This is a genomic window from Lysinibacillus sp. BNK-21 (assembly GCF_048684915.1).
In the GTDB taxonomy this organism is placed as follows: domain Bacteria; phylum Bacillota; class Bacilli; order Bacillales_A; family Planococcaceae; genus Lysinibacillus; species Lysinibacillus capsici.
In genome coordinates this window covers 485672-505202 of sequence record NZ_JBLQTS010000001.1, presented here as the reverse complement: position 1 = coordinate 505202, position 19531 = coordinate 485672, and the positions used below count along the sequence as shown (strand labels likewise).

Genomic DNA, 19531 nt, shown 5'->3' with positions numbered 1-19531 from the left:
CTATTAGTTAAACTAATAGGTGTCATGATTGATCATCTGACTGCATATCAAGCTGGAACTTGTAACGATTTGTCCAGACATCGATGAAATCGGGTGCAAATGGTCCTCTTTTTTGTTGAATCCAGCTTATTAATTTATCGACATTGCGCTTTAAAATCTTATCTATGACATCAGGATAAGACATTTCCTTACGATGGAGCTCATATTCATCCTCGTCTAAAAGGGTATAAGACATGTCAGGAAAAACTTTAATATCTAAATCATAGTCGATATATTTAATGGCATTATTATCGAAAACAAATGGTGAGCTTAGATTGCAATAATAATACACACCGTCTTCACGTAGCATACAGATGATGTTAAACCAGTGTTCCGCATGGAAGTAGCAAATAGAGGGCTCTCTCGTTAGCCATGTACGACCATCGGATTCTGTCACAAGTGTCCGTTCATTCGCACCGATTACGATATTTTTCGTTCCTTTTAAAACCATCGTTTCTTGCCAAACACGGTGGATACGGCCATTGTGCTTATAACTATGTATTTGTATCGTTTCTCCTTCTACCGGTAATGCCATTTTGTTAGCCCACCTTTTCGTCTATGCTACCTAAATCTAGCAGTCTCTAGTATATTATAGCAATGTGTACGCGAAAGGTGTAGTTAGAAAACCACAAATTTCACTACGCTATTTTGAATTTGTATAAAATTTAGTCAATTATAAGCGAATTTTATTATAATGTCAGCTTTGATGGGATTTTTTAGTTAATGCCATAGAGAATTTCCTTTTAAGCTGACGATTTACTTACCTAAACAATTTAAAAGGGGCTGTCTTTTTCATCTTTTCGGATTTAAGACAGCCCCTTAGAGGTAAATGCAATTATGCAGTTACAAAGTGTTACTCACCTAAATCTTGGTTAGTTTTTGAGAAACGGCCAGAAGCTGGAGCTTTCTTTTGCTCTGCTTTCGCATTTTGCTTTTGCACTTCATTTACGTCCGTTTCATAACCAAACTCTTCACTTTGACGTTGCATGTTTTTATTCGGTTGGAAATTTTGGTTGTTTTGTTTTTTCATCATTCATTCACCTCCACGCTAGTTATTGTGTACGGAGGTGATGACTTTTATGCTCATGTATCAATGATTTTAAGAAGGTTTTATTTTCCTGCCGTTTGCTTTTTTACTTCATCCCAAATTTTTAGCATAGGCACAGGCATCGGTAAAAGTTCTATTTGCTCACGATTTAGCCAATCACCTAGCTCAGTCGATTCGCATTTTATATAATAGCTATTTAAATGCCAAGTTAAATGTGAAAAAACATGTTTAAATGTAAGTAATTCATGTTTGGCTTGGACAATTACTTTATATTCCATTGTAAAGTTTTCTACCGAAGATTGGCTTGTATCAATCATTGGAAATTGCCATAGATTAGCTAGCAGGCCTTGCTCGGGACGTTGTTGCATTAAAAATTGTCCTTTGTCATTTTCATATACGAGAACATCATATGTGAGATGCTTCATTTTTATCTTTTTTGATTTGACAGGTAATTTTTCTGGTTCTCCCTCATTAAAAGCTGTGCAATACTCTCTGACTGGGCATAATAAACATTTTGGAGAGGTAGGTGTACAAATAAGTGCACCCAGCTCCATTAAGCCCTGGTTAAACGATGAAGCATGATCAGGATCAATTAGTTCCTCAACCGCACTTTCGAAAATTTTCTTCGTTTTGGGAATAGCTATATCTTCATGTATATCAAGCACTCTACTTAGAACCCGCATAACATTACCGTCAACTGCATGTTCAGGCTTATTATAGGCAATACTTAAAATAGCACCTGCAGTATAGGGACCAACTCCTTTTAATTTAGATATTTCATGGCGATTGTCAGGTACTATACCACCGTAATTTTCTATAACCTCACGAGCACCTGCTTGTAAATTGCGAGCACGAGAATAATAGCCAAGACCTTCCCAATGCTTTAATAAGTATTCTTGGGGTGCTTCTGCAAGCAAATCTAATGTTGGAAAACTTTCCATAAAGCGATTGTAATAAGGAATAACTGTGTCGACACGTGTCTGTTGTAGCATCACTTCAGATACCCAAATTTTATAAGGATCTGTTGTGTGTCTCCACGGTAAATCACGCTTCTCTGTGTTAAACCAGTCAACTAATGATTGTCGAAATTCTGTTACATATGGGTAATTCACAGTGACCTCCGTTGTTTTTACGATTTAATTTATGATGAAAAGGGTATACAATGAAGAAAAGAATATTCGTGGAAGATCGACAATAATCGTCGCTTTCGCACGAGTGTCAGAATATTTCAATATACCTTTTATTATGTTCGAAATAAAGTTGTATGCACATTGTACTCGATTTTAATGCATACTAGGAGTGGATATTTTTGGATTCAGGTACACATTTCGTTATGGGTATTGCCCTTGGCGGTCTTGCATTAGCTGACCCTGTAGTAGCCAATCATTCAATGACTTTTACAGCAGTAATGGCAGGTACAATTATTGGCTCACAAGCTCCAGATGTCGACACTGTGTTAAAACTACGTAATAACGCCATCTATATCAGACATCATCGAGGAATTACACACTCACTACCAGCTGTAGCTATATGGCCTATTTTAATTACAATTGTTTTATCACTGATTTTGCAAGATGTGAATGTGTTACATTTATGGCTTTGGACATTTTTAGCTGTTGCACTTCATGTTTTTGTCGATATTTTTAACGCGTATGGTACACAAGCAATTCGACCTTTCTCTCGAAAATGGGTTGCGTTAGGTGTCATTAATACCTTCGATCCCATCATTTTTACCTTACATTGTGTAGGTATTGTGTTATGGGCATTTGGCACAAATCCAGTATGGACATTCAGTATCATGTACGTGGTTATCGTGATTTACTATATTTTGCGTTTTGCTGTGCAAAAAGCAGTAAAAAACGCGGTGCATCATACTATTCAAGATGAAGAATATGTCATTGTAGCACCTACTATGCGCTTCTTCCACTGGCGAATCGCAGCAAAGTCCAAAACTCATTATTATGTTGGCCGTGCTTATGGAAGGACTGTTAATATTTACGATAAATTCGAAATTAAGCCTTTGCCTAAAACTGCGCTTGTAGATGCTGCAATGAAAGATCCTAACTTAGCTGCATTTGTGTCTTTCTCTCCTATGTATCGATGGGAGATTTCCGAGCTTGAAAACGGCCTAATAGAAGTAAGGTTAATCGATTTGCGTTACCGTAGTGACAATCGCTATCCTTTCGTTGCCGTAGCACATTTAAATGATGCGAATGACATTATTACGTCTTACACAGGCTGGATCTTTACAGAAGATAAGCTACAGAAAAAACTACAAATTGGTGCGAGTAATTAAGCAGTAAACCCTGACCAATATTGGTCAGGGTTTTTATTATTGTACCATATCATCACTAGCATCTAGTAAATGTATATACTTCGGATTGCGCCCTGCAAAAGCATGTAGTTTATCACCATAGCTAGCAATTAATTGACGAACAAGATTTTCTGTATACTCTGCCCCACGATAATCATACCCTGCTTTCGCGGCAGTTGATTCAAAGTCACTCCATAACAACTCCACCCAAACCTGTGCCCGTCCAACAGACATCTGAGGATTCTTTGCAAGTAACTCTTGTGTTAGTTTCTCAATTTTTTCATCCATTTATTTGCCCACCTTTACTGGTGAAAGGATAGATACTGGTAGTGCCTCTTGGTACTTGTCTCCGCCTAAACGATGACCCCAAGCAAAGCGTCCCTTCAAATAATCTACTTGGAAAAACTCATTATCTGAACCATCAATACGATACATTTCTCCTGGAACGATTGTATCAAGATCCACTAAATAAGCCGCAGCCATTAAAGCTTTGCGTTCATAAACAGCAAACTCATTGATGATCCCTAGCTGTTCTGCCTTTCGAGCTTTCTCTTTTAGAAAAGCAATTTCCTCTCGCAATTCATGTTCAGACATAGCTGCATAATTTTTTTCACTCATTCTTCATTCTCCTTCTCTTCTATAAAAAGATCTATTACTTCTATAGGAAAACCCTTTTGATAGAGCGCCTGTTTAACCTTCATTTTTAGCTCATAACCAGTATACTTCGATACGTACTTTTTCCAAACTTTTTCGCCTTGAGCATCAAGTAGCTGCTGCCAGTTGTCATCATCCTGCCCTATCTCAACTTGGCTAAGCACCTCTTCTACAATCGAGAAAGCATACCCTTTTCTTAATAAGTAATCCTGAATTTTGGTCTTAATCTGTGTTGGGGTCTTCTTGCTCTCCGCTCGAACAATTTTCTCTGCCAGTTGCTTCGCCAGTTTTACTTGTTCCTCAAAACTATATGTAGCAAGCACCTCATCCTGCAAGTTTTTCTCAATGCCTTTTTTGATCATGTCTTGTCTAATGGCTCTTGGTCCTTTTTTCATAGTAGCTTTCTTTGTATCAAGCAGAGCCTTTGAAAAGTTTTCATCATTAATAAAGCCATAGGATTTTAACTTTTGGATTGCCTCTAACACTACAGCTTCTCCAAATTCTAAGTTGAGCAGTTTTTTCTTAACCTCATGCTCACTTCGCATTTGATATGAAAGGAAGTTTAACCCCTTATTAAATGCCTTACGTATCTCATCTTCATAGGCAATCTCTTGAATTTCGAATTCATCGAGCACTTTTCCCTTTGTTAAACCAAATTGAATGAGAATGGCTTCATCAACCGGAAAAGCATACTCTTCATTTAAATAGATATTATAGCGTTCAGGATTGTTTTTTTGACGTGCAATTTTCGTAATCATACGCATAGCAAACACCTCACTATTATCATTATAGCATTTCTTTATGGGGGATCTGACAATTAGCACGGTTAATTTCCCTATGTTCGCGGGCATTCTCTTCCCTTCCACGGGTAAACTTTCTTCTCTGCAATTAATGCCTAAAGATGTTTACTTTTTGGTTACATGATAAACTTAAAAGTAAGCGTTTTATTCGAGAAAAGAGGTGCTTGTTATGAAAATAGTGATTGCAGGTGGCACTGGCTTTGTTGGAAATGCTCTTATACAGCTATTGCAGCACAACGGACACGACATTTTTGTCTTAACGCGTCATAAGTCAAAGCTAGAAAATGGCGTTCACTATGTTCAATGGCTACATCAGCAGGAGCAAGCTTTGGAAATCTTTGAAGATGTAGATGCCTTTGTGAATTTAGCAGGTGTTTCATTAAATAATGGTCGTTGGACAAAAAAGCAAAAGAAAGTTATCTATTGGAGCAGAATGAATGCCACATTAGAGATTATACGTATAATGGACATGCTCACGATAAAACCAAAAGTCCTTGTCAATGCTAGTGCGGTTGGTATATACCCAACTTCCACACAAGCCATCTATGATGAAGATTTTACGGATTACGCAACTGATTTTTTAGGCACTACAGTCCACGATTGGGAGCGACATGCGAAACGAGCAGAAGCATTAGGTATTCGTGTGGCTCTTGCACGCTTTGGTGTCATTTTAGGTAGAAATAGTGGCGCACTTCCACCAATGCTATTGCCCTATCAAATGCATATAGGTGGAACGATCGGCTCTGGAGAGCAATGGCTTTCATGGGTACATATTGAAGATGTAGCACGTGCTATTTATTTTGCTATTACAAATGAAAATATTCATGGACCATTTAATATAACAGCCCCGCATCCTATGAGAATGAAGGAATTTGGTCAAACGATTGCCGAAGTCATGGGCAGACGTCATTGGCTGCCTGTTCCTAGCTTTGCGATGCGTTTAGCTCTCGGCGAACAAAGCACACTTGTTTTAGAAGGACAACAAGTGCTACCAACCCTATTAGAACAACAACATTTTATATTTAAATACCCTTATTTAAAGCAAGCACTTGAAAATTTATTAAAGGCTCAAAATTAGAAAAAATTAAGTTGGATAATTTTTTTAGTAATTACGCATTCTAATGAAAAAGAAAGGATGCGTTTTTATGTGGAAACAACATATTGTTGGTGCGGTAATTGCTACTTTTATTATTGCCGCAGGAATTAGCTTTAATCCATTTTTTGCTGCTGGTTCTGATGAACACCATTGGGGCTTTAAACGTGCTAAAAACGGTGAGCAGGCAGAGGCAGGAGCACAGCTCGATCAGTTACTTGACAAATATGGTGCGATTTATAAAGGGAAGGCAGATAAAAAAATTGCCTATTTAACATTTGATAATGGCTATGAAAACGGCTTTACTGAAAGTATTTTGGATACATTGAAAAAAGAAAATGTACCTGCTACTTTCTTTTTAACAGGCCATTACTTAGACAGTGCAAGCGACTTAGTGAAACGCATGGTGAAGGATGGTCATACTATCGGGAATCACTCATATGGTCACCCAAATATGGCTCGACTTTCACCAGATGGCATGCGTGCAGAATGGCAAAAGTTCGATGGCAAGTTACGTGAATTGACAGGCATCGATCGTACAACATATGCTCGTCCACCTGAAGGAATTTTTAATGCAAAAGTGCTAGAGGTGGGCAATGCAGAAGGTTATCGTCATATTTTCTGGTCTGTGGCCTTTAAGGATTGGATGAAGGATGAGCGTCGTGGTGCAGATTATGCTTATAATGCACTTATGGAACAACTGCATCCTGGTGCCGTTATTTTAATGCATACCGTAGCACAGGATAATGCCGAAGCATTACCAATGTTTATTGCAGAAGCTAAAAAGCAAGGTTATACATTTTTATCGCTTGACGATTTAGTATTAGAATATGAAGATTTCCCTGTTGCTTTGCAATCGCCTGCTCCTTCGCTATAATGGGGAGATGACAATATAGAGCAGGGACGTGGAACGTTTGACGCAGCAAACAACAATGACCGTGGGACAAAAATTCCCACTAACAATAAAAAGGCTAGGCATTAATGGTGAAGGTGTAGGTTTTTATAAACGTAATGTGATATTTGTAAAAGGAGCCATTCCTGGTGAAGAGATCACAGCTCAAGTAACAAAAACACAACGTAATTTTGCTGAAGCAGAGATATTAGCCATTCGTAAAGCTTCAAAACATCGTCAGGAAGCACCTTGCCCAGTGTACAATGAGTGCGGGGGCTGCCAGCTTCAGCATATGACCTATGAAAAACAGCTAATAGAAAAGCGAGACATTGTTATACAAGCATTAGAGCGTTATGCCAAACCTTTACTCGAAACAATTGAAGTGAGAAAAACACTTGGCATGGATGATCCTTGGCATTATCGTAATAAAAGCCAATTCCAAGTACGTAAAGAAGGCAAGCGTGTTTACGCAGGTTTATTTGCTGAAGGAAGTAATAAGCTGTTAAACATTAATGATTGCCTTGTTCAGCACCCAATTACTTCCAAAATCACCGTTGCCACTCGAAAAATTTTGCAAAAGCTAAATATCACTATTTACGATGGTCGTACGCTAGATGGTTTAGTGCGTACGATTGTTGTACGTACAGGTATTCGTACCGGGGAGACACAAGTCGTTCTTGTCACAACAAGGAAAGAAATCCCTCATTTAGCTGAATTGATTACACGTATTAAAAAAATTGATCCGAGTATTGTATCCATTGCACAAAATATTAACCGTGAAAAAACATCGTTAATCTTCGGTGATGAAACTGTTGTTCTTGATGGCAAAGAAACCATTCATGAAGAGCTTGGCGAATTGGCCTTTGATTTATCTGCCCGCGCCTTCTTCCAACTAAATCCAAAGCAAACAGTTCATCTTTATGATGAAATTAAAAAGGCTGCTGCTTTAACGGGAAAAGAAACAGTGGTTGATGCATACTGTGGCGTTGGCACAATTGGATTATGGTTAGCGGATAAAGCGAAGGAAGTTCGTGGAATGGATATCATTCCTGAAAGCATTCAGGATGCTCGTAAAAATGCTCGAAATCATGGCTTCAAGCATACGAAATATGCAGTCGGTACAGCGGAAAGTGTTCTAGCGAAATGGCGTAAGGAAGGATTTACTCCTGATGTAATTACGGTAGATCCACCACGTACAGGACTAGCACCTGAATTTATTCGAACAGTCCTTAAACTAAAACCTAAACGTTTTGTTTATACCTCCTGTAACCCATCCACTTTGGCAAAGGACTTACAACAATTATCTAAGCTTTATCATGTTGAGTATATTCAGCCTGTGGATATGTTCGCACAAACGGCGCAGGTGGAATGCGTTGCAAAACTTGTTTTAAAAAACAAATAGTATGAAAAGGACGTTTCCCTAGGAGACGTCCTTTTTCTAATGCACAGCACAAGCTGCCTGGTGGATGATGGATGGTCCAGAAAAGTCGATACCTTAACCAATAACCCAGGATTTAAATGATTATTAAATGTTAAATTTTCAGCTTTTATTCAAAGAACTTTAAAACGTAAGATTTGTACTTTCACCTTTTACCTTTGAGCTTTCAAATCAGTTTAGTTGAAAATTACCATTGGAGTAAGGCATGTTTTACGTTTTAACTCGCACACATGCCTTGAAGCGCGAGCGACTTTTCGTTTTCCATTTTCGCTAGGACATGCAAATCTTTTTAAACTTGTACTTCAATAAAGGTTGTGGCATTCGACTCTGATAAGACAGCGTCCACCTCTGATTCAAATTCTTCAATCCGATTGCTCAATTTCTCAATTTGTTGTTTAACATTTAGGGGATCAATGATTTCAAACTCATTTCTTTTCATAAATGTTTCGGTATGTAATTTGACTTCCTCTGGTGATTGTTTATCTTTATTGCCCAATATGTTAATTAAATAGGTTTCCAGCTTTGCAGGTAATGCATCATTTTCTTTGGCAATCGTATTGATAGCTGAACGATGCTGATGCTGTATAACTTCTAGCAAATTCTTTTCGTATTGAATGGATTGTTTCCGTTCAATTGCCTCCGCTACAGTCATTTCCTCTTTGCCCACCAACACCTTTGTGTTTGCATTGGACTGCACAACTAGTGCTTTTATTTTATTTCGATAGGAAATTAAACCTAGCACTTTATCATAGGATGCTTGCATTTGTTTTTCATATTCAGGAATGTCTACACCATTAATTTTACGATTGCTTTTTCGATTAGCTACGACTGCACTAACCTCATTTGTTGCTGCTTCAATTCGCAGAGTCAGCATTTTTAATTCTGTTAAAGCACGGTGGATAGATAGTTTTTTCATTTCTGTCATGATAAAAACCTCCTTTTTAAGCAAGTGTTCTTTTATTATAAATAGAAAGATGGATAATGTCCAAAAATACCCATTTTATTTTTTATTGCTTTCATTAGAACATGTCTGTATAATAATTTTCTAGGTGCCAAACCTATGTAACTTGGACGGAACATCCTTGTTACGCAAAAAACGCCATAACAGCACGGATTTGCTGGGCGTTTTTTGTTTTTTGAGCGGGAGATGAGCCCCGCTCTTTTTATTTTGCCATCGTTGGTTGTTGATGCTTGCGGCGTCCAAATATAAATAAAACGATTGCAACGACTAGCAAAAGCATAGCCACAAGTAAAAGAAAGCTATAATTTTTTACATATTCTAAATAAACTCCACCTAAAAATGGACCTGTTAAGCTACCAATACTTAAAGCAATTCCGCAAAGTAAATTCCCCGTAGGCAGTAGCTCCTTTGGTGTCAAATCAGCCATAAATGTAATCCCTAAAGAAAACATCGAGCCAACCAGCGTACCCGTTAAGAAAAATGCGACAGCCACAGCGAATTGTGAATGCTCTAAAAAGCTTGCAATCGCAAAAATAATTGCGCCACCAAATGACCCAATCATCAAAATATTCCTTCTCCCTACTTTATCTCCTAGTGCACCAAGCGGTACTTGCGTTAAAATACCACCAAATGTAAACACAGATAAAATGATAGGAATCATGCCGACTTCAAAGCCCTTGCGTAGTGCATAGACAGGAAACAAGGCATTTAGTGAAGACTCCAGAAAACCATAAACAAATGGACCTAAAAAGGCAATCCACCCAAATACAATAGCCATTTTATACCGTTGCCATCCTCTGGCATTTAAATCACCTGTTAAACGCTCAGGCTTTTCATTTTGTAAGAGAAATACAAAGGACCATGCAAAGAGGCACATTATTGAAGATACGATAAACGGTAGCGCTTCAGCAATTTCAATGAGCTTCACCATAAGTGGCCCAACAGCAAAACCTATGCTAAATGATAAGCCATAAATGGCCATCCCCTTCCCTAAGCTTTTATGATCTGCAGTACTAGTAATCCATGTTTGTGTGGCATAATGCAAGGCATGATCGCCTACGCCAATTAATAAACGAAGGACAAACCAAAAGGTCACACTTTTCCATAGAGGAAATGCAAGTAAAGACGCAAAAACTAGTGCTCCACCAATTAAAATAATCGGTTTATAGCCCCACCTGCGTAAGGGCTGCTCGATAAATGGTGAAATCAGTAATGTTCCTATGTATAAGCCTGTTGCATTCAAACCATTCAATGCAGAGGATACCCCATCACGTTCAAATATTATCGAAATAAGCGGTAATAGCATCCCTTGTGAAAAGCCTGATATGGATACAATTACTACTAAAATGGTAAATCTTTTTTTGCTGTAATCTGAGAAGTACGTCATTTTTCCCTCCACTATCTAGTCATTCTTCCAAAGAACAGCATACCAAAAAGCCTTAGCGCTCACCACATGTGATTTTACGCTAAGGCTTAACTAATACTTATCCTCATTTAATTGTATAAACACGATTTTCGGCTTTTGAATATTACCGATTACTTGTTTAAACTCCCTCCTTTTCGAGTTAGCGTTGCAGATGACTTTTTCCAATCAGCTCCTTTACTTTATCTTAAAACAACTTTAACATACATCCTCAATATTGTAAATATTCTGTTTATTGTTTTTTAAAATTAATCTCTTAGTCCTAGGTGTTTCCCTAAACATTGAAATTTAAGCTCAAATCGGCTACGATGAAAGGGATGAAATGAGGTGTACGAATGTCAAAGCCAATCACTGATAAAGAGCAACAAGTAACCTATTTAAAAGAGCGTCTGGAGATGTTTTTAGAAGTATTAGATGCCCTTGATCCTGAAACAGCTGAGTTAGAAGATATTGATCGCTTAATCCAAATGATGGATGATTTAGAGGACAAAATGGAGCAATTTCATGCTCGTGAACAATAATGAATAAAAAACAAGCGAGCATCGTGTGCTCGCTTGTTTTTTAATGGCAATCCCAATTATAAAGTACCTTGCTAAAATCTTTATTCATTAACTCTTCCTCTGTGATAAAGAAATTGCCAACGCCACAATCGCCCCAAAGAATATTGTCGCCGACACTATCAATCTGTAACAGCAAAATGATTGAATCTTTATAATCTCCATATGCTCGAGGATCCTCTTGCGTAAAGAATGGATACCCTCCAATTTTATGACCATCACCAGTCATAGCATCGTAGAAGCTGTCTTCTAATGCTTCGTCATCCTCCAAAGCTGTTAAGATGCTAGCATACTTTTCATTGCTTCTAAAATCATCAATCGACATCGGCTCAACGCCTGTAGTAAAGGATAATGCCATTTCACGCTCGACAGGAAAATATAATTCTTCATCATCTATTTCTATAAAAGAAAAATCTTGAATAAGCTGTGCTTCATCTTGTATAACTTGTTCATGAAATATTACACGAAAGCCTTCTTGATTTTGTCCATTATCAAAATCCATTCCTAAAACATCGTCATAACCATCAATATAAAACTGCAATATTCCCTCTTCTGGGAAATTGGGTAAATGCATAGGAACCTCTGCAAAGTTAATTTGAGCTAATAGCTTTAACGGTTGTCCCTTCATGTTTTTTGGATAGTCCATTCCCAATGGGAAATAAGGATCTCCTGCAAACTTACTTTGAAATAAAGTTGTTTTACTTATTTCCGTATTAACCAATACAACAGGCTTCATTGTCTCTTCTATTAATGGTCTATATTGCTCGAATGCTTCGGGTAATTCAAGTAAAGTTTTAGCAGTCATGCAAGTTCCTCCTAATATTGGATTTATTCTATTTTAGAACAAATGTTCTATAAAATCAATACTCTCCTTCTATATTATTAAAATATGCTTTAATTTAGCGGTCTCAGATAAGGACCCTTTTTTTCATTAGTTGAAAAGAGTATAATGTAACGTGGAAATAATCAATTTTTCTATGGGGGGCAATACCAATGAATCTACAAAATTTGGAGAAGAGTCTTTACGATTTAATTACTGAAACATCTACGAATTTACCTAAGGATGTACGTCGTGCTATTAAAAAAGCAAAAGAAGCTGAGAATGCTGGTACTCGTGCAGCAATGAGCTTAGACACAATTGCAAATAATATTATTATGGCAGAAGATAACGTGTCACCAATTTGTCAGGATACAGGGCTACCAACTTTCAAAATTTATACTCCTGTTGGCGTAAACCAATTAGAAATTAAAGCTGCAATCAAAAAAGCAATCAACGATACAACTGCAGATGCTAAATTACGTCCTAATGCGGTGGATTCATTATCTGGTGCAAACAGTGGTAATAATCTTGGTGATGGTTTGCCAGTAATGAAATTTGAGCAATGGGAAAAAGATTACATTACAATCAAGTTAATTCTCAAAGGTGGCGGCTGTGAAAATAAAAACATTCAATACAGTCTACCATGTGAACTAGAAGGTCTTGGTCGTGCAGGGCGTGACTTAGATGGTATTCGTAAATGTATTTTACACTCTGTATACCAAGCACAAGGTCAAGGGTGTTCTGCTGGTTTCATTGGTGTAGGTATTGGTGGAGACCGTTCTTCGGGCTATGATTTAGCAAAGGAGCAATTATTCCGCCATGTTGAAGATACAAATCCAAATGCAGATCTTGCTAAGTTAGAAGAGTATGTTGTTAAAACGGCTAACACATTTGGTATCGGTACAATGGGCTTCGGTGGTGAAGCAACATTATTAGGCTGTAAAATTGGCGTAATGCACCGTATTCCTGCCTCTTTCTATGTATCAGTAGCATATAATTGTTGGGCTTACCGACGTATGGCTGTGGACATCGATCCTCAAACTGGCGAAATTTTGAATTGGCACTATCAAGAGGGTGAAAAAATTACCTTCAAAGAGAATGAAGTAGCTGCTACAACAGAAGATACAACTACAGATGTAGTAGAACTTACTGCGCCAATTACTGAAGAACAAATTCGTTCATTAAAAGTTGGAGATGTCGTTTCTATTACTGGTCGTATGTATACTGGCCGTGACGCCATTCACCACCATTTAATGAGCCACGATGCACCAGTTGATTTAAATGGACAAGTTATTTATCACTGCGGACCTGTAATGGCTAAGGATGAAGAAGGCAATTGGACAGTGAAAGCTGCTGGCCCAACTACTTCAATTCGTGAGGAGCCTTATCAAGGCGATATCATGAAAAAATTCGGTATCCGTGCTGTTATTGGTAAAGGTGGAATGGGACCAAAAACATTAAAAGCACTTAATGAGCATGGTGGCGTTTACTTGAATGCAATTGGTGGAGCAGCACAATACTATGCGGACTGTATTAAAGGCGTTGATGGTGTTGATTTAATGGAATTCGGTATTCCTGAAGCCATGTGGCACTTAAATGTTGAAAAATTTACAGCAGTTGTAACAATGGATTCACATGGTAACTCACTACATGCAGATGTGGATAAATCATCATTAGAAAAACTTGCTCTGCATGCAGAAAGAGTCTTCTAATTAAATAATAGATAGCAGTAGTAACTCATTTTATTGCACAATTTTGTAAGGCACAGAATATTCCTAGTGAATAGACTGTGCCTTTTTCAATCCTTTCGCAAATTGTTTAAAAATCTCCATCAAACTTCCTACTTTATTTTTATAAATTCCTTTGTTATAATAATTCTAAACAAAAGAGATGGTAATTGAAATCCATTTTCAATTGAATAGCTCAAAATAACGCTAATTTATAAAGGTTTTGATATTGATTTTCATTATCAGGAGGGATAAAGATGGAATACTCTAATCGAGAAAACATAAACATAATTGAGAAAATAAAAGAACATGCAGAATTAATTGCTGCATTAATGGCTGGAATTTTCATCTTACTAGCATGGCGTTTAGACACAAGTGGACAAACAACAGCTTCTGTTCTACTATATTTAATTGCCTTTTGTGTAGGTGGTTTCGCGAAAGCAAAAGAAGGCATTGAAGAAACCATAGAAGAGCGAAAGCTAAATGTTGAGCTGTTGATGGTATTAGCTGCAATTGGCTCAGCTGCAATTGGCTATTGGACAGAGGGGGCCATCCTAATATTTATTTTTGCAGTAAGTGGTGCACTTGAAACTTATGCGATGAATAAAAGTCATCGCGAAATATCTGCACTTATGAATTTACAGCCAGAAGAAGCTTGGTTAGTGCGTGGCGGATTTGAGCCTATGAAAGTATCAGTTTCCACATTACAAATCGGGGATCATTTATTGATTAAACCGGGTGAACGAATTCCAGCAGACGGCATTATTTTTAAAGGCCAATCGTCTATTGATGAGTCAGCTATTAGCGGTGAGCCACTGCCAATCTCAAAAAGCGAAGGAGACGAAGTTTTTGCAGGCACAGTCAACTTAAATGGTGCTATTACTATGGAAATGACAAAGGCGAATTCAGAGACCCTTTTCCAAAAAATTATACAGCTCGTTCAAAGTGCCCAAAGTGAAAAATCTCCCTCTCAACAATTCATCGAAAAATTTGAAGGGACTTATGTAAAATTTGTTTTACTTGGTGTTGCCATTATGATGGTTCTTCCCCACTTCTTACTCGGCTGGGACTGGACAACAACCTTTTACCGAGCAATGGTGTTATTAGTGGTTGCTTCACCTTGTGCACTCGTTGCCTCCATTATGCCTGCAACACTCGCTACTATATCAAATGGTGCAAAAAATGGTGTGCTATTTAAAGGTGGTTTACATTTAGAGCATCTTAGTGTGTTACGTGCATTGGCGGTCGATAAAACAGGTACTTTAACGCAAGGAAAACCAGTTGTTACAGATTTTATTGTCCGTGATGGAGTAGAACGTAAGACGGCTCTAGCAATTCTTGCAGGAATTGAATCTCAATCCAATCATCCCCTTGCCCAAGCGATTACCTCCTATGCTAAGGCTGAAGGAATCGACATACTGCCACAAGCAACAATTGAAGATATTCCTGGCTGGGGTATTAAAGGAACGATTCAAAACAAGGAGTATCAAGTAGGCAAACCAGAGTTTGTTGATGTACAACTTGCTAACAGTTTTGCAAATAGTGCTGTAACTAAACTTACAGCAGAGGGAAAAACAGTTATTTTCATTCGCGATCAACATGGTATTGTTGCATTAACAGCATTAAAAGATACTGTGCGCTCTGAAGCTAAGAAAGCTGTTACATTATTAAAAGAGCTTGGTATTCAAGTGGTGATGCTTACAGGTGACAACGAAAAAACAGCGAAAGTTATCGCGAAGGAGGCTGGCGTTACTGAATACGTCGCAGAATGTCTGCCAGAAACGAAGGTAACTGAAATGAAACGCCTACTTACACAACATCAATTTGTTGGCATGGTCGGCGACGGTATTAATGATGCACCTGCATTGGCTACCGCAACTACTGGCATTGCTATGGGTGAAGGTACAGATGTGGCGCTTGAAACAGCGGATGTCGTGCTAATGAAAAATGACTTATCAAAAATCGCCTATGCTGTTCGTTTATCACGTAAAATGCAACGTATTGTGAAACAAAATATTTTCTTTTCTATCGGGGTTATTATCTTATTAATCGCCTCTAACTTTTTACAAGTTGTTGACTTGCCATTAGGCGTAATCGGGCATGAAGGTAGTACAATTCTAGTTATTCTAAATGGTTTACGTATGCTCAATAAAAATGTTTAACATCAAGTAAGCCTCAGCATAATTGAGTCCAGCTTGCTTGAAGCTACTCTTCCTGTGACATGCGCTGTGGCTTTCATTGAATAATTGATGCATTTAATCAGGTAAAATCAAGTAAAATAGCCTCGCTACTCTTTATGAGTTTAGCGAGGCTCTTGTTAATGAATGATCATTTCCTTATCGACGAATTTCCTTTTGAAGTGCTCTTTTCTGCATTGTAGCATTTAATACGCCACCAAAGATTAAAATGATTCCCGTAAAATATAACCAGAGCATTAAAATAATGACGCCACCAATACTACCGTATGTAGCAGAATAATTTGCAAAATTATTAATATAAAAAGAGAAACCGTATGTGACTGCTAACCAAGCAAGCGTGGCAAATAACGCTCCTGGCCATACGCCCATTATTTTCAAACGAGGACTTGTATTTGGCACAAACCAGTAGATGCCCATTAATACGATGAAAATCAATAATGGCGGGATTGACCATCTTAATCTATGCCAAACTGATTCAAATTGCTCCTCTATTCCGACGATTGAGAATAGGAAATGTCCAATTTGCTGACCAAAGACCGGTAATAAGAGCGCAACGGCAATAACAATAACGAGAGCGATTGTAAAAACAAGTGATAAACCCCTATCTAATATGCCTGCTCTCCCTTCTGTATCGTAGGCTTTATTTAAAGCACGAAGTAATGCATTAATGCCTTTAGATGCAGACCAAATAGTACCTAAAACCCCAATGGACAGTAAACTACTGTTGCGATTTGTTAAAATCTCATTCAGTGTATTTTCAATCAGCTTATACACTTCATCAGGTAAGATATTCACTAAAAATGAATAGACCTGAGTGGTTTCTAAGTTAAGATATGGTAATAGTGTCACCAAGAAAATAAGTAAGGGGAAGAACGATAGTAAAAAGAAATAAGCCAATTGTGCAGCAAGCGCAGATATTTCAACTCGCTTGAGCCGACCTATTAAATCTTGGATAAAGCCTTTGGATGTCATAATATCAATCGCTCCCTCCTCTGGAGAAACAAACGATTTTACAAACCCAAAAGCATTATGCAATGTTGCTTTATTCTTTTCCATACAATTCCTCCTAAAACGACCTTTACTCCTTATGAGGTAAAGTAAAGGCTGATTTCGTATCTTCAATCATTCCCTGTATCGTGGAAGGTAAATCCTTAAATTCATCCACCTTTTCAGCAATTGTGTTGACATTATATGACACACTTTCACAAAGCACCTTTGCCGCGAGTACTTTTTCCTCTACCAAAACCTGCAATTCTTCTCGATTTGCTGCATAGTATGAGATGGCTTCCTTCATCTTTTTTGTTGAGGCAATTGTTTTTTCTCGTGTAGTACGATCTAACATACTTAATGCTGCTCCTACTGCTGCTCCTGCTACAATAGATGCTAATAATTTACTTTGACCCATATTAAAACCCCCTGCTTGTATAGTTGCATATTCCCTATTATTTCATAAATAAACAGTCTTCTGCACTTATTCTACCCAATAACAGTCTATTTTTAAAGCAATGCCCAAATACGGAGTTGACATTTTTTTTATTCAATGAAATGATATGTGCGAGGATGACGAAAGGTAGGGTAAAAAATGGATTTATCAGTTCCATCTAAAGAAAACGTTATGTATATGGTTGATCAAATGAAGGACAAGCTTCGTATGGTGAATGTCGATGCAATGAAATCAGAAAACTTCGATGAAGCAAATTATGAAGATTTAGTGTATCTATATGAAATGGTTATGAAGAGAGAAACTTTTAGTCCAAGCGAAATGCAAGCGATTGTAGCTGAATTAGGATCTTTACGTAAATAGGTAAAACAAAAAGCTATTAGCTCAAGACATTTGTCTGCTGCTAATAGCTCTTTTATTATGGTGTAGTCTTTGTTTCAGAACCATCCTCTGTAACTAATGGTTGAATTAAAACTTCTACACGACGATTCTTTGCGCGTCCTTCGGCTGTGTCATTTGGTGCAATTGCACGATACTCACCGTTTCCTTTTGCACTAAAGCGCGTAGGATCTAACTGGTCATTACTTTCAATAAGAAGATTTAAAAAATTCGTTGCACGCAAAACAGATAGTTCAAAGTTTGATGAGAAATTCGGACCTGCTGGTACATTATCTGTATGACCTGTGATGACAATATTTCGAGCTGGATCAGATACCAACATAGTTGATAGCTCTTTGGCAATAGGGACATACTCAGGTTTAACTTTTGCCTGCCCTGGGTCGAATAAAATACTATCACGGATTGTCACTAGTAATCCTTCATCCGTCATTTCTGTGGCAAACTGATCTTCCATTTCATTGACTGCAATAAAATTATCCACACTATCTTTTATTTCAGCTAACTCCTGTTGATCCTTTAAATAGGCAGAGTTTTGCTGTGGCGTTTGGTCGCTATCCGCATTCGGAGTAGGGACTGGTGCAGGTTGCTCTAGAAAACTAGTTCCACCATCAAAGACTTGACTAAAAACTGCCGACATTCTTTCTAGCTTTTCTTGATCGACTGAACTTGAGGCAAACAAAATAATGAACACGGCTAGCAGCAAAGTTAAAATATCTGCGTATGGCACTAACCAAGATTCATCAATATGTTCATCATGCTTTTTCTTCTTAGCTTTCTTTGCCAAGGCCACCCGCCCCGCTTTCACCAGAAATTTGACGACGTTCTTCCATCGTTAAGTATGATGATAGTTTCTGTTCAATTACACGTGGAGCCTCCCCTTCTAATACTGAAAGGATACCCTCAATCATCATTCTCTTTTGTTTTACCTCTAAAGCAGATTTACGTTTTAGCTTGTTCGCAAATGGATGCCATAAAACATACCCTGTAAAGATACCGAGTAATGTAGCCATGAAGGCAGCTGAGATAGCATGTCCTAGCTTTTCGATATCATTCATATCAGCCAATGCGGCGATTAACCCTACTACTGCACCAAGAACCCCTAAAGTAGGTGCATATGTACCTGCTTGTGTAAAAATAGCTGCTCCACTAGTATGTCGCTCTTCCATCGCTTCTACTTCTTCTGTTAAGACATCACGTATGTAATCAGCATTTTGACCATCAATTGCTAATGTAAGGCCATTTTTCAAAAATGGATCTTCAATCTCTGAGGCCTTACTTTCAAGTGCTAATAGCCCTTCGCGACGAGCTAAGTCAGCCCATTGTGAAAACATTTTAATAATCTCTATATCATTTGCTAATTTTGTTTCTTTAAAAAGAATCTTAAATAGCTTCGGCACACGCTTTAACTCCTGCATAGGAAAGGCAATTGTTACTGCGGAAATAGTACCAAAAATGATAATTAGGATAGCTGCAGGGTTATAAAATGCAGATAAACTTACACCCTTCATTACCATCCCTGTTAATAGTGCTACTAAAGCAAGTATTAACCCTATAATCGACGACTTATCCATTCTAGAACCTCCAAATCTACTATCTAATGTTATTTCGTCTTTTTTTCCATATTTTAAATATATATATTCCTAGTATAAATGTATTTCATATATTTTTCGATGTAATTAATGCTTTTTATTCACATTTCGACCATTTTTGATTATATTGAATTAAGA

At 37.7% G+C, this 19531-nt stretch carries 21 protein-coding genes; 8 read left to right on the top strand and 13 right to left on the bottom strand.

Going from position 1 to position 19531, the window contains the following annotated elements:
• Positions 1-22: 22 nt before the first annotated feature.
• The 3 genes from ACMGGO_RS02490 to mutY all read right to left on the bottom strand — a co-directional run bounded on the left by ACMGGO_RS02490 (position 23) and on the right by mutY (position 2199).
• Positions 23-574 carry a DUF402 domain-containing protein gene (locus ACMGGO_RS02490; protein WP_004230486.1) on the bottom strand — a complete coding sequence of 184 codons (552 nt, stop codon included), beginning with the start codon at positions 572-574 and terminating at the stop codon, positions 23-25.
• A gap of 318 nt (positions 575-892) precedes the next feature.
• Positions 893-1072 (bottom strand): gamma-type small acid-soluble spore protein, encoded by a 180-nt coding sequence (locus ACMGGO_RS02485; RefSeq protein ID WP_004230485.1) that lies wholly within the window; start codon positions 1070-1072, stop codon positions 893-895.
• A 77-nt stretch (positions 1073-1149) separates the two neighbouring features.
• A complete protein-coding gene (mutY, locus tag ACMGGO_RS02480; protein WP_048394777.1) occupies positions 1150-2199 on the bottom strand; it encodes an A/G-specific adenine glycosylase in 1050 nt (349 codons plus the stop codon).
• A gap of 197 nt (positions 2200-2396) precedes the next feature.
• On the opposite strand from mutY, the gene ACMGGO_RS02475 reads away from it, so the two are divergent.
• Positions 2397-3383 (top strand): metal-dependent hydrolase, encoded by a 987-nt coding sequence (locus ACMGGO_RS02475; RefSeq protein ID WP_054549020.1) that lies wholly within the window; start codon positions 2397-2399, stop codon positions 3381-3383.
• Positions 3384-3419: 36 nt separating this feature from the next.
• Here ACMGGO_RS02475 and ACMGGO_RS02470 read toward each other — a convergent pair whose 3' ends face one another.
• The 3 genes from ACMGGO_RS02470 to recX are packed head-to-tail and all read right to left on the bottom strand — an operon-like array spanning position 3420 to position 4819.
• On the bottom strand, positions 3420-3689 hold the full coding sequence (locus ACMGGO_RS02470) for a YfhJ family protein (RefSeq protein WP_048394780.1): 270 nt from the start codon (positions 3687-3689) through the stop codon (positions 3420-3422).
• Positions 3690-4019, bottom strand: a complete 330-nt coding sequence (locus tag ACMGGO_RS02465; RefSeq protein WP_036076977.1) for a YfhH family protein — start codon at positions 4017-4019, stop codon at positions 3690-3692.
• A complete protein-coding gene (recX, locus tag ACMGGO_RS02460; RefSeq protein WP_115674529.1) occupies positions 4016-4819 on the bottom strand; it encodes a recombination regulator RecX in 804 nt (267 codons plus the stop codon). Before recX ends, ACMGGO_RS02465 begins: the two co-directional genes overlap by 4 nt.
• Before the next feature lie 205 nt (positions 4820-5024).
• Between recX and ACMGGO_RS02455 the strand changes: the two genes are divergently transcribed.
• From ACMGGO_RS02455 to rlmD, 3 genes are all read left to right on the top strand, one after another.
• The gene (locus tag ACMGGO_RS02455; RefSeq protein ID WP_048394782.1) at positions 5025-5933 is read left to right on the top strand and encodes a TIGR01777 family oxidoreductase; all 909 of its coding nucleotides are present in this window, start codon (positions 5025-5027) and stop codon (positions 5931-5933) included.
• 67 nt (positions 5934-6000) lie between these two features.
• Positions 6001-6825: a polysaccharide deacetylase family protein gene (locus ACMGGO_RS02450; protein ID WP_009371550.1), complete on the top strand. Its 825-nt coding sequence runs from the start codon at positions 6001-6003 to the stop codon at positions 6823-6825.
• A gap of 37 nt (positions 6826-6862) precedes the next feature.
• Positions 6863-8242 (top strand): 23S rRNA (uracil(1939)-C(5))-methyltransferase RlmD, encoded by a 1380-nt coding sequence (rlmD, locus tag ACMGGO_RS02445; RefSeq protein ID WP_066038235.1) that lies wholly within the window; start codon positions 6863-6865, stop codon positions 8240-8242.
• A gap of 325 nt (positions 8243-8567) precedes the next feature.
• Here the strand turns inward: rlmD and ACMGGO_RS02440 are convergent, their stop codons facing one another.
• Both ACMGGO_RS02440 and ACMGGO_RS02435 read right to left on the bottom strand, forming a co-directional pair.
• The gene (locus tag ACMGGO_RS02440) at positions 8568-9203 is read right to left on the bottom strand and encodes a hypothetical protein (RefSeq protein ID WP_048394785.1); all 636 of its coding nucleotides are present in this window, start codon (positions 9201-9203) and stop codon (positions 8568-8570) included.
• A gap of 238 nt (positions 9204-9441) precedes the next feature.
• The gene (locus tag ACMGGO_RS02435; protein WP_305193703.1) at positions 9442-10626 is read right to left on the bottom strand and encodes an MFS transporter; all 1185 of its coding nucleotides are present in this window, start codon (positions 10624-10626) and stop codon (positions 9442-9444) included.
• Positions 10627-10997: 371 nt separating this feature from the next.
• Between ACMGGO_RS02435 and ACMGGO_RS02430 the strand changes: the two genes are divergently transcribed.
• Positions 10998-11183: an SE1561 family protein gene (locus ACMGGO_RS02430; protein WP_016995373.1), complete on the top strand. Its 186-nt coding sequence runs from the start codon at positions 10998-11000 to the stop codon at positions 11181-11183.
• Positions 11184-11223: 40 nt separating this feature from the next.
• Here ACMGGO_RS02430 and ACMGGO_RS02425 read toward each other — a convergent pair whose 3' ends face one another.
• The gene (locus ACMGGO_RS02425; protein ID WP_257962104.1) at positions 11224-12024 is read right to left on the bottom strand and encodes a YwqG family protein; all 801 of its coding nucleotides are present in this window, start codon (positions 12022-12024) and stop codon (positions 11224-11226) included.
• A gap of 188 nt (positions 12025-12212) precedes the next feature.
• Here ACMGGO_RS02425 and ACMGGO_RS02420 point away from each other — a divergent pair, with 188 nt between their 5' ends.
• Together ACMGGO_RS02420 and ACMGGO_RS02415 are read left to right on the top strand one after the other, a co-directional pair.
• Entirely contained in the window at positions 12213-13751 is a 1539-nt protein-coding gene (locus ACMGGO_RS02420; protein ID WP_048394791.1) for a fumarate hydratase, read from the top strand.
• A gap of 272 nt (positions 13752-14023) precedes the next feature.
• Positions 14024-15928: a heavy metal translocating P-type ATPase gene (locus ACMGGO_RS02415; protein WP_420281553.1), complete on the top strand. Its 1905-nt coding sequence runs from the start codon at positions 14024-14026 to the stop codon at positions 15926-15928.
• A gap of 174 nt (positions 15929-16102) precedes the next feature.
• On the opposite strand, the gene ACMGGO_RS02410 is transcribed toward ACMGGO_RS02415, so the two are convergent.
• The gene (locus ACMGGO_RS02410; protein ID WP_004225576.1) at positions 16103-17020 is read right to left on the bottom strand and encodes a YihY/virulence factor BrkB family protein; all 918 of its coding nucleotides are present in this window, start codon (positions 17018-17020) and stop codon (positions 16103-16105) included.
• Between the two features lie 22 nt (positions 17021-17042).
• Entirely contained in the window at positions 17043-17369 is a 327-nt protein-coding gene (locus tag ACMGGO_RS02405) for a YtxH domain-containing protein (protein WP_387256493.1), read from the bottom strand.
• Between the two features lie 177 nt (positions 17370-17546).
• On the opposite strand from ACMGGO_RS02405, the gene ACMGGO_RS02400 reads away from it, so the two are divergent.
• Positions 17547-17768, top strand: coding sequence for a DUF1128 domain-containing protein (locus ACMGGO_RS02400; protein ID WP_004225580.1), 222 nt, complete (start codon positions 17547-17549; stop codon positions 17766-17768).
• 55 nt (positions 17769-17823) lie between these two features.
• On the opposite strand, the gene motB is transcribed toward ACMGGO_RS02400, so the two are convergent.
• Together motB and motA are read right to left on the bottom strand one after the other, a co-directional pair.
• Positions 17824-18588 carry a flagellar motor protein MotB gene (gene motB, locus ACMGGO_RS02395; RefSeq protein ID WP_048394798.1) on the bottom strand — a complete coding sequence of 255 codons (765 nt, stop codon included), beginning with the start codon at positions 18586-18588 and terminating at the stop codon, positions 17824-17826.
• Positions 18572-19375 (bottom strand): flagellar motor stator protein MotA, encoded by an 804-nt coding sequence (gene motA, locus ACMGGO_RS02390; protein ID WP_004225583.1) that lies wholly within the window; start codon positions 19373-19375, stop codon positions 18572-18574. The genes motB and motA overlap by 17 nt, the downstream gene beginning before the upstream one ends.
• Between the last annotated feature and the right edge of the window lie 156 nt (positions 19376-19531).

What these genes read in the sequence shown, in the direction of transcription:
- ACMGGO_RS02450 (WP_009371550.1), top strand. Translation starts at nt 6,001, where the DNA reads ATGTGGAAACAACATATTGTTGGTGCGGTAATTGCTACTTTTATTATT.
- recX (WP_115674529.1), bottom strand. Translation starts at nt 4,819, where the DNA reads ATGCGTATGATTACGAAAATTGCACGTCAAAAAAACAATCCTGAACGC.
- ACMGGO_RS02400 (WP_004225580.1), top strand. Translation starts at nt 17,547, where the DNA reads ATGGATTTATCAGTTCCATCTAAAGAAAACGTTATGTATATGGTTGAT.
- ACMGGO_RS02440 (WP_048394785.1), bottom strand. Translation starts at nt 9,203, where the DNA reads ATGACAGAAATGAAAAAACTATCTATCCACCGTGCTTTAACAGAATTA.
- ACMGGO_RS02455 (WP_048394782.1), top strand. Translation starts at nt 5,025, where the DNA reads ATGAAAATAGTGATTGCAGGTGGCACTGGCTTTGTTGGAAATGCTCTT.
- ACMGGO_RS02420 (WP_048394791.1), top strand. Translation starts at nt 12,213, where the DNA reads ATGAATCTACAAAATTTGGAGAAGAGTCTTTACGATTTAATTACTGAA.
- ACMGGO_RS02410 (WP_004225576.1), bottom strand. Translation starts at nt 17,020, where the DNA reads ATGGAAAAGAATAAAGCAACATTGCATAATGCTTTTGGGTTTGTAAAA.
- ACMGGO_RS02415 (WP_420281553.1), top strand. Translation starts at nt 14,024, where the DNA reads ATGGAATACTCTAATCGAGAAAACATAAACATAATTGAGAAAATAAAA.
- motA (WP_004225583.1), bottom strand. Translation starts at nt 19,375, where the DNA reads ATGGATAAGTCGTCGATTATAGGGTTAATACTTGCTTTAGTAGCACTA.
- ACMGGO_RS02490 (WP_004230486.1), bottom strand. Translation starts at nt 574, where the DNA reads ATGGCATTACCGGTAGAAGGAGAAACGATACAAATACATAGTTATAAG.
- ACMGGO_RS02405 (WP_387256493.1), bottom strand. Translation starts at nt 17,369, where the DNA reads ATGGGTCAAAGTAAATTATTAGCATCTATTGTAGCAGGAGCAGCAGTA.
- ACMGGO_RS02425 (WP_257962104.1), bottom strand. Translation starts at nt 12,024, where the DNA reads ATGACTGCTAAAACTTTACTTGAATTACCCGAAGCATTCGAGCAATAT.
- ACMGGO_RS02470 (WP_048394780.1), bottom strand. Translation starts at nt 3,689, where the DNA reads ATGGATGAAAAAATTGAGAAACTAACACAAGAGTTACTTGCAAAGAAT.
- ACMGGO_RS02465 (WP_036076977.1), bottom strand. Translation starts at nt 4,019, where the DNA reads ATGAGTGAAAAAAATTATGCAGCTATGTCTGAACATGAATTGCGAGAG.
- ACMGGO_RS02430 (WP_016995373.1), top strand. Translation starts at nt 10,998, where the DNA reads ATGTCAAAGCCAATCACTGATAAAGAGCAACAAGTAACCTATTTAAAA.
- ACMGGO_RS02485 (WP_004230485.1), bottom strand. Translation starts at nt 1,072, where the DNA reads ATGATGAAAAAACAAAACAACCAAAATTTCCAACCGAATAAAAACATG.
- ACMGGO_RS02435 (WP_305193703.1), bottom strand. Translation starts at nt 10,626, where the DNA reads ATGACGTACTTCTCAGATTACAGCAAAAAAAGATTTACCATTTTAGTA.